General features: G+C 74.9%; 2 protein-coding genes. Both read left to right on the top strand.

Features of this window, described 5'->3' with window-relative positions:
- Positions 1-13 precede the first annotated feature (13 nt).
- Positions 14-9,484 carry a type I polyketide synthase gene (locus tag D7223_RS32265; protein WP_120733478.1) on the top strand — a complete coding sequence of 3,157 codons (9,471 nt, stop codon included), beginning with the start codon at positions 14-16 and terminating at the stop codon, positions 9,482-9,484.
- Positions 9,485-9,505: 21 nt separating this feature from the next.
- The coding region (locus D7223_RS32260; protein ID WP_420330361.1) for a beta-ketoacyl synthase N-terminal-like domain-containing protein at positions 9,506-10,436 on the top strand (931 nt) is incomplete at its 3' end.

The raw sequence follows: 10,436 nt of genomic DNA, 5'->3' as shown, positions 1-10,436 counted from the left end.
ACCCACCGGCACCATGGCCGCGATCCACACCACACCCGACCGACTCACGCCAATGCTGAACAGCCACCCCGCGGTGTCCATCGCCGCCCGCAACAGCCCCACCATCACCGTCATCGCCGGACCAGCCTCCGACATCACCACCATCACCACCGAACTCCAGCAGACCGGCATCAAAACCACACTGCTACGCACCGCCCACGCCTTCCACAACCCGGCCATGGCCGGGTTGCGTCAACCGCTGCTGAACACCGCCGCCGCGCTCGACCACCCGGCCCCCCACACCCCGGTCATCACCAACCTCACCGGCGAGGCGACCCCCATCACGCCCGAATACTGGGCCGACCACCTGGTGCAGACCGTCGACTTCCACCGCACCATCACCACCCTCCACACCCTCGGCACCACCACCTACCTCGAAATCGCCGCACACAGCACCCTCACCCCACACCTACACCACACCCTCGACCAACCCCACACCATCACCAGCCCCAACCCCCACCACGCCCGCGCCCAACTCCACCTCCACGAACCACCCGACACACCCGCCCCCCACCAAACGCCACCGCCCACCTACCCCTTCCAACACAGCTCCTACTGGCTGGCGCCGACCGAGACCACCAACCTCAGCCACACCGGGCTCGCCGCCAGCACCCACCCGCTGCTGACCGCCACCACCGAGCTGCCCGACGGCACCCACCTGCACACCACCCGGCTGAGCCTGTCCGCGCATCCCTGGCTGGCCGACCACGAAATCCTGGACGAGGTGCTCCTGCCGGGCACCGCCTTCGTCGACCTCGCCCTGCACGCCGCTGACGGCGGGGAGCTGGCCGAGCTCACCCTGGAAGCGCCGCTGATCCTGCCCCGCACCGGCGACGTGCAGCTCCAGGTGCGCGTCGACGCCGCCGGCAGCGACGGCCACCGCGCACTCAGCGTCCACTCCCGCCCCGCCGACGTGGACGGCCGGTGGGTCCGGCACGCCACCGGTGTCCTGAGCCCGGACCCCGGCGACCTGCCCGGCGAGCCGGTGTCCTGGCCACCCGCCGGCGCGACCGCCCTCGACATCGACGACCTCTACGACCGGGTGGCGGAGCTCGGCATGGTCTACGGCCCGGCGTTCCGCGGCCTGCGGGTTGCCTGGCGGCACGGCGACGACCTGTACGCCGAGGTGGCCCTTCCGGACGGCGCGGACGCCCGCGGTTTCCAGCTCCACCCGGCGCTGCTGGACGCGGCACTGCACGTGACGATCCTGCGTGACGGCGACGACGCGCGCACCCGCCTGCCGTTCTCCTGGTCGGGCGTCACCGTCCGGCCCGGCGCGGCCGGCCGGGTGCGGGTGCGGCTCGCCGCCGCCGGACCGGACTCGGTGTCGGTCACCCTCGCCGACCCGGACGGCAAGGTGATGGCCACCGTCCGCACGCTCACCGCCCGCCCGGTCACCGCCGACCAGCTGGCCCGGTCCCGCAGCACCGCCACGGACGCACTGTTCACCGTCGAGTGGCCGGTGGTACCGGCCGACCGGCCCGTGGACACCACCTGGTGGGCGCTGACCGGCGCGCAGGACGTCGTCCCGGTGCCCGCCCGCAGCGGGTCGATGGCCGAGCTGGCCGCGGCGGTCGTCGCCGGCGAGACCGCACCCGCCGCCGTCTTCGCCGTGGCGCCGGTCCCGGCGGACGGCAACCCGCCCGAGCGGGCTCTGGAGGCCACCACCCGCGTCCTGGAGCTGCTGCAGGACTGGCTGGCCACCGAGCTCGGCGCGGCGCGGCTCGTGCTGCTGACCCGGGGCGCGGTCGCCACGCACGCCGGTGAGCGCGGCCCCGACCTGGCCGGCGCGGCGGTCTGGGGGCTGGTGCGGTCGGCTCAGGCCGAACACCCGGGCCGATTCGTCGTGGTGGACGTGGACGCGGCGGCGAGCGCCGGCGAGATACTGCAGGCCGCCATGGCCGGCGACGAACCCCAGCTGGCCGTGCGCAGCGGTGTGCTGCACGCTCCGCGGCTCGTCGCGGCGGCCCGGGTGCCGCTGCCGGACGCCGGGCAGCGGCTGGACGTCACCACCCCGGGCACGCTGGAGTCGATCGCGCCGGTGCCGGCCGCGGAGGCGACCCGGTCACCGGGCACAGGCGAGGTCCGGGTGGCGATGCGCGCCGCCGGCCTGAACTTCCGGGACGCCCTGGCCGCGCTCGGCATGTACCCGGGCCAGCCGCGGATCGGGTCCGAGGGCGCGGGCATCGTGACCGAGGTCGGCCCGGGCGTCACCGGGTTCGCGCCCGGAGATCGGGTGATGGGCCTGTTCGACGGCTGCCTGGCCGAGACCGCGATCACCGATCATCGCCTGCTGGCCCGGATCCCGGCCGGCTGGTCCTATCCGGAGGCGGCCTCCACCTGCACGGTGTTCCTCACCGCGTACTTCGCCCTGGTCGATCTCGCCGGGCTGCGGCCGGGCCAGAAGATCCTGGTGCACGCGGCGGCCGGCGGGGTGGGCATGGCCGCCACCCAGCTGGCCCGGCACCTCGGCGCGGAGGTGTTCGGCACGGCCAGCGAGCCGAAGTGGGACACGCTACGCGGGCAGGGCCTGCCGGACGACCACATCGCGAGCTCGCGCACCCTCACCTTCGCCGAGACGTTCCGCGCCACCACCGGCGGCACCGGCGTAGATGTGGTGCTCAACGCGCTCGCCGGCGACTTCGTGGACGCCTCGTTGCGGCTGCTGCCGCGCGGCGGGACGTTCCTGGAGATGGGCAAGACCGACGTCCGCGCGGCCGACCGGATCGGGGTGGACCATCCGCAGGTGCGCTACCACGCGTTCGACCTGTCCGAGGCGACCGCCGACCGGATCCGGGAGATGCTCGGCGAGCTGCTCGGCCTGTTCGAGCGCGGGGTGCTACGGCCGTTGCCGCACACCGCCTTCGACCTGCGCGACGCACCGGAGGCCCTGCGCTGCCTGAGCCAGGCGCGCGCGGTCGGGAAGCTCGTGCTGACCATGCCCGTGCCGCTCTCCGGTCCGGGCACGGTGCTGGTGACCGGCGGCACGGGTGCGCTGGGCCGGCTCACCGCCCGGCATCTGGTGCGCGCGTACGGCGTACGCCACCTGATCCTGGCCAGCCGACGGGGTCCGGACGCTCCGGGCGCAGGCATGCTGCGCGCCGAGCTGGCGGAGCTGGGCGCCTCGGTGACGCTCGTCGCGTGCGACGTCGCCGACCCGGAGTCGCTGCGCGGCCTGCTCGCGTCGGTGCCCGAGGATCATCCGCTGACCGCGGTGGTGCACACCGCCGGCGTTCTCGACGACGGGACGCTCGGTGCGATGACCGCGGACCGGCTGCGCGGCGTGCTGGCCGCCAAGGCGGGCGCCGCGTGGCACCTGCACGAGCTGACCCGGCGGTCCGGTCCGGCGGCGTTCGTGCTGTTCTCATCGGTGGCCGGCGTGCTCGGCGGTCCGGGGCAGGGCAACTACGCGGCCGCCAACGCCTTTTTGGACGCGCTGGCCCGGCAGCGCCGGATTGAGGGACTGCCGGCCGTCTCGCTCGCCTGGGGCGCCTGGGACAACGCGGACGGCATGAACGGCGCGATGGCGGCCGACGACCGCCTGCGGCTGCAGCGCCGCGGCATGCACGCGATGAGCGACGAGCAGGGGATGGCGCTGTTCGACGCGGCGCTCCGCGACCATCGGGCGGTGCTGGTGCCCGCCGTGCTGGACCGGCACGCGCTGGCCGCCCGGGCGGACGGCGAGGTGCCGGCCATCCTGCGGGCGCTGGTGCGGGCCGCGCCGGCCCGGCAGCGGACGGCGTCCGGCCCGTCGTTGAAGCGGCGGCTCGCCGACCGGCCCGAGACCGAGCGGGTGCGGCTGCTCGTCGATCTGGTCCGCGCCGAAGTGGCCGCGGTTCTCGGGCACGGCACCGCCGAGGCGGTCGATCCGGGGCGCACCTTCCAGGAGATCGGCTTCGATTCGCTGACCTCGGTGGAGTTGCGCAACCGGCTCAACACCATCACCGGCGAACGTCTCGCGGCGACGGTGGTGTTCGACCATCCGACCGTACGGGCTCTGGCCGCGCACCTGCACGAGATGCTCGCCGGTGGCCGGCCGGCCGCCGGCGCACCCGCCGCCGGCCGTCGCGCCGGCTCGGCGACCGAGCCGATCGCGATCGTCGGCATGGCGTGCCGGTTCCCGGGCGGGGTGAGCAGCCCCGAAGACCTGTGGGATCTGGTGGCCGCCGGCACTGACGCGATGACCGACTTCCCGGCCGATCGCGGGTGGGACCTGGCGGCACTCGCCGACCCGGACCCGGACCGGCCGGGCACGAGCTATGTCACGCAGGGGGGGTTCATCGAGGACGCCGACCGGTTCGACGCGGAGTTCTTCGGCATCAACGCCCGCGAGGCGCTCGCCACCGACCCGCAGCAACGGGTGCTGCTGGAGACCGCGTGGGAAACCGTGGAACGGGCCGGCATCGACCCGGCGGAGCTGCGCGGCAGTCGGACCGGGGTGTTCGTCGGGATGGCCGCCCAGCATTACGGGGTCGGCGCGGCGACCGGCGCGGTCGGCGGCTACCTGCTGACCGGCACGACGAGCAGTGTGGCGTCCGGCCGGGTCGCCTACGCGCTCGGCCTGGAGGGCCCGGCGATCACCCTGGACACCGCATGTTCCTCATCTCTGGTGGCGCTGCACCTGGCCTGCCGGGCGCTGCGCGACGGCGAGTGCGACATGGCGCTGGCCGGCGGGGTGACGGTGATGTCGTCGCCGGGCATCTTCGTGGAGTTCAGCCGGCAGCGCGGCCTCGCCGCCGACGGCCGGTGCAAGCCGTTCGCCGAGGCCGCCGACGGCACCGGCTGGGGCGAGGGCGTCGGTCTCCTGCTGGTCGAGCGGCTGTCCGACGCGCAGCGCAACGGCCACCAGATCCTCGCGGTGGTCCGCGGCAGCGCGGTCAACCAGGACGGCGCGAGCAACGGCCTGACCGCGCCGAACGGGCCGTCCCAGGTGCGGGTCATCCGCGAGGCGCTGGCCGACGCGGGCCTGGCGCCGGCCGAGGTGGACGCGGTGGAGGCGCACGGCACCGGAACCGCGCTCGGCGACCCGATCGAGGCGCAGGCCCTGATCGCCGTGTACGGCGAGGACCGCACCGCGAACCGGCCGCTGCGGCTCGGCTCGGTCAAGTCGAACATCGGGCACACGCAGGCCGCGGCCGGCGTCGCCGGAATCATCAAGACGGTGCTCAGCATGCGGCAGGCGATGCTGCCGCGGACGCTGCACATCGACCGCCCGACCTCGCACGTCGACTGGTCGGCCGGCGTGGTCACCCCGTTGGTCGAGGCGATGCCTTGGCCGGACGCGGGCAGCGTACGCCGGGCCGCCGTGTCGTCGTTCGGGATCAGCGGCACCAACGCGCACGTGGTGCTGGAGCACACCGTCGAAGCGGAACCAGCCGAGCCGGCGCCGGCCGGCGACGACACCGCGCCGTGGCTGCTGTCCGGCAAGTCCGAGGCCGGGCTGCGGGCTCAGGCGGCGCGGCTGCGCGACCGAGTGGCGGACGGCGCACCGGACCCGGCCGGGGTGGCGCACGCGCTTGCGACGGGGCGGTCACGGTTCGCGCACCGGGCCGTGCTGCTCGGCGCCGTCGAGGACCGGCTGACCGGACTGTCGGCGCTGGCCGCGGGCACCCCGCACCCGGCCGTGGTCACCGGCCGGGCCCACGGTGACGCCACCGGCCGTACCGTGCTGGTCTTCCCGGGCCAGGGTTCGCAGTGGGTGGGCATGGCCCGCGACCTGCTCGAATCCTCGAAACCGTTCGCCGGTCGGCTACGGGAGTGTGCGGACGCCCTCGACCCGCACCTGGAGTGGTCGCTGATGGACGTGCTGCGCGGCCGGCCCGGACCGCCGCTGGAACGGGTGGACGTCGCCCAGCCGATGCTGTTCGCGGTGATGGTCTCGCTGGCCGAGTTGTGGCGGTCGGCCGGCGTCCGCCCGGACGCCGTGATCGGCCATTCGCAGGGCGAGATCGCGGCCGCCGCGGTGGCCGGGGCGCTGTCGCTCGACGACGCCGCCCGGGTGGCCGCGCTGCGCAGCCGGACGCTGCGCAGGCTCTCCGGCACCGGTGCGATGGCGTCGATCCCGCTGCCCCGCGCCGAGGTGGACGCCGCGATCGAGGACCTGACCGGCCGGATGGTGGTGGCCGCCGAGAACGGGCCGTCGGTCACCGTGGTGTCCGGCGACCTGGCGGACGTGCACTTGCTCGTCGAGCGGTTCACCGCCGCCGGCGTACGGGCCCGGGTGGTCCCGGTCGACTACGCCTCGCACTGCGCACACGTGGAAGCCATCCGCGACGAGTTGCTGTCGTGCCTGGCCGGACTGGAGCCGCGGCCCGCCGACATCGCGTTCTATTCCACCGTCACCGGCCGGCAGCTGGACACCACCGTGCTCGACGCCGAGTACTGGTACCGCAATCTGCGTCTACCGGTGCGCTTCGCCGAGACCACCGGCACCCTGCTCGACGCGGGGTACCGGGTGTTCATCGAGGCCAGCCCGCACCCCGTCCTGACCTACGGAATCGAACAGACCATCGACGCGCGCGGCGTCGACGCGGTCGCGTTCGGCACGTTGCGGCGCGAGCGGGACGAGAACGCCGAGTTCGCCACGGCGCTGGCCCGGGTGCACGTGCACGGTGTCGCGGTGGACTGGGGACCGGTGCTCGGCACCCCACCGGCCCGCGCGGTGCCCGTGCCCACCTATCCGTTCCAGCGGGAGCGCTACTGGCTCATGCCGTCGGCCGAAGCGGGCGACGTCCGGTCGGCGGGCCTGGACCGGTCCGCATATCCGTTGCTGAGCGCGGCCACCGTGCTCGCCGGGAAGGGCGGGCACATGTTCACCGGCCGGCTCGCGCCGTCCGCGCCGCCGTGGCTGGGCGAGCACACCGTCCGGGACACCGTCCTGCTGCCCGGCACCGCCTTCGTCGACCTGGCGCTGCACTGCGCCGAGGCCACCGGCCTGAGCACGGTCGAGGAGCTGACGCTGGAGACGCCGCTGGTGATCGGCGAGCGTGGCGTGCAAGTCCAGGCGCTGGCCGGGCCACCGGACGCGGACGGGCGGCGGACCCTCGCGGTGTACGGGCGGCCGGACGGCGCGGACCCGGACACCGCGTGGGTCCGGCACGCCACCGGCCTGCTCGGCCCGGACGGGCTCGCGTCGACCCCGGCCGCCGACCGCAGCTGGCCACCGGCCGGCGCAGAGGCGCTGCCGACCGCGGACCTCTACGACCGGTTGTCCGGCGCGGGGCTCGGCTACGGGCCGACCTTCCAGGGCCTGCGCGCCGCCTGGCGGGACGACCGCCATGTGTACGCCGAGGTGGATCTGCCGGACGACGCCGAGATCACCGGGTACGGGGTTCACCCGGCCCTGCTGGACGCCGCCCTGCACGCGATGGCCTGGCTACCCGGATCGTCGGCTGTCCAGGTGCGCCTGCCGTTCTCGTTCGCCGGGATCACCGCGCACGCCATCGGCAGCCGTGCCCTGCGCGTCCGCCTGACCGGGGACACGGCCGACTCCTGTTCCCTGCACGTCGCCGACGGGGCCGGGCGGCCGGTGCTGAGCATCGACGCCGTCACCGTGCGAGCCGTGTCGGCGGAGCAGTTGGCTGCCGCGGACGGCGCGACCATCCCGGTGCTGCATCGTCTGGAGTGGACCGAGGCGACCCCGGCCGACCCGGCGGATCTGCGGATCGTCCGGCTCGCCGAGCCCGCCGAGCTCGCCGAGTTGGCCGGTGCCACCCACCCGCCGGACGTCGTCGTGGTCGAGGTCGGCACCGACCGGGCCGACCCGCCCGCGGCCGCCCGCCGGGCGGTGCTGGACACCCTGGCGCTGTGCCGGGCGGCCATGGCGGATGCCCGGCTGGCCGACGTACGCCTGGCGTTCGTCACCCGGGACGCGGTCGCGGTGGCCGGCGGTGACCCGGTCGACCCGGCGGCCGCCGTCGTCTGGGGCCTGCTGCGCAGCGCGCAGTCCGAGGAGCCGGGCCGGTTCGTGGTGGCCGACGTGGACGACCCGGCCGCGGTGCCGGTCGCCCTGGCCACCGGGGAACCGCAGGTGGCCGTCCGGTCCGGGCGCGCCTACCTGCCGCGGCTGGTCAGGTTGCCCGCCCCGCCGGCCGCCCCGCCGGCCGCCCCACCGCGGACCGCCGGGACCGTGCTCGTCACCGGCGGCACCGGCACGCTGGGCCGGCTGCTCGCCCGGCATCTGGCCGAGCGGCACGGCGTGCGGCATCTGCTGCTGCTCAGCCGCCGCGGGGCCGGTGCACCGGGCGTCACCGAGCTGCGGGCGGAACTCGCCCGGGCCGGTGCCGAGGTGACCGTGGCCGCGTGCGACGCCGCCGACGCCAACGCGCTAAGGGCCGTCCTGGACGCGATCCCCGCGGACCGGCCGCTGTCCATGGTGGTACACGCGGCCGGCGCGATCGAGGACGCCACCCTCGGCTCGCTCACCGAGGACGGCGTCGTACGGGTGCTGCGGCCCAAGGTGGACGCCGCGTGGAATCTGCATCACCTCACGGCCGGCCTCCACCTCGACGCGTTCGTGCTGTTCTCCTCCGCGGCCGGCCTGCTGGGCAGCCCCGGACAGGCGAACTACGCGGCGGCGAATACGTTCCTCGACGGGCTGGCACAGGCCCGCCGTGCCGCCGGCCGGCCGGGCGTCTCGCTGGCCTGGGGCCTGTGGGCGGAGGGCTCCGGGCTGACCGGCGAGCTCAGCGTCGACGAACGGCGACGGATGAGCCGTAACGGGCTGATCCCCCTCGACACCCCCGAGGCGCTGGCACTGTTCGACGCGGGCCTGGCCGCCGCGGACGAGGCGGTGCTGCTCGCGGCCCGGCTCGGCTCGGCGGCCCTGCAGGCCCAGGCCGCCGACGGTACGGTCAACCCGCTGTTGCGCGGCCTGTTCCGGGCCCCGGCCCGCCGGGTCGCGGCCACCGGTCCGGCCGTGTCCGACCGGCTCGCCGGCTTGGCCGCCGAGGAGCAGCAGGCGCTGCTGACCGGCCTGGTCGCCGATCAGGTCGCGGCCGTGCTGGGCCGCACCGGCGGGGTACGGGCCGACCGGCCGCTGCAGGAGCTCGGCTTCGACTCGCTCACCGCGGTCGACCTGCGCAACCGGCTCGGCACGCTGACCGGCCTGCGGCTTCCGGCGACGCTGGTGTTCGACCACCCCACCACCGGCGCGATCGCCGGATTCCTGCGGGACGCGCTGGCACCGGCGCCGGCCGATCCGGTCGAGTCGGCGCTGGCCGAGCTGGACCGGTTGTCCGCGCTCCTCGCAGACCTGCCCGCCGACGCCGGCCGGGACGACCCGATCGGCCGCCGTCTGCGCGACCTCACCGACCGGTGGCAGGCCGCCGGGGCCGGTTCGGACGAGGCGGTCGCCGGCAAACTCCGGCAGTCCTCCGGCGACGAGCTCTTCGACTTCATCGACAAGGAACTCCGCCGGCTTCCGGCCACCGAGGAAACGGGTTGATCCATGGCTAACGAAGAGAAGCTGACCGAGTATCTGCGGTGGACCACTGCCGAGCTGCACCAGACCCGGCAGCGGCTGGAGGCGGCCACCCGGCCGGACCCGATCGCCGTCGTCGCCATGAGCTGCCGCTATCCGGGCGGGGTGCGCACCCCCGAGCAGCTGTGGGAGCTGGTCGCCGAGGGCCGGGATGCGATCTCGGCTTTCCCGTCGGACCGGCAGTGGAACGTCCTGGACCTGTACCACCCGGACCCGGCGCACATCGGCACGTCCTACACCCGCGAGGGGGGTTTCCTGTACGACGCGGGCGACTTCGACGCCGAGTTCTTCGGGATCAGCCCGCGCGAGGCGCTGACCATCGACCCGCAGCAACGCCTGCTGCTCGAGCTGACGTGGGAAGCGATCGAACGCGCCGGCCTCGACGCGGACGCGCTGCGCGGCAGCTCCACCGGGGTCTTCACCGGCGTGATGTACAACGACTACGGCGCCCGCCTGTTCAGCACCCAGTCCGACGACCTGCAGGGTCTGCTCGGTACGGGCAGCGCCGGCAGCGTGGCGTCGGGGCGGGTGGCGTACACGTTCGGCTTCGAGGGCCCGGCGATCACGGTCGACACGGCCTGCTCGTCGTCACTGGTCGCGGTGCACCTGGCCGCGCAGGCGATCCGCAACGGCGAGTGCGACCTGGCCCTGGCCGGCGGGGTGTCGGTGATGGCCACACCGGGCGTCTTCGTCGAGTTCTCCCGCCAGCGCGGATTGTCCGCGGACGGCCGATGCAAATCCTTCGCCGCCTCGGCGGACGGAGTCGGCTGGGGCGAAGGCGCCGGCCTACTGCTGCTCGAACGGCTCTCGGTGGCGCAGGCCGCCGGACACCCCATCCTCGCCGTGATCCGCGGCAGCGCGGTCAACCAGGACGGCGCCTCCAACGGCCTGACCGCCCCGAACGGACCCGCCCAAC

The sequence above is a fragment of the Micromonospora endolithica genome, assembly GCF_003626595.1.
GTDB lineage: Bacteria > Actinomycetota > Actinomycetes > Mycobacteriales > Micromonosporaceae > Micromonospora > Micromonospora endolithica.
The sequence above is the reverse complement of the archived record's forward strand: the minus strand, read 5'-3'. Positions and strand labels throughout refer to the sequence as shown.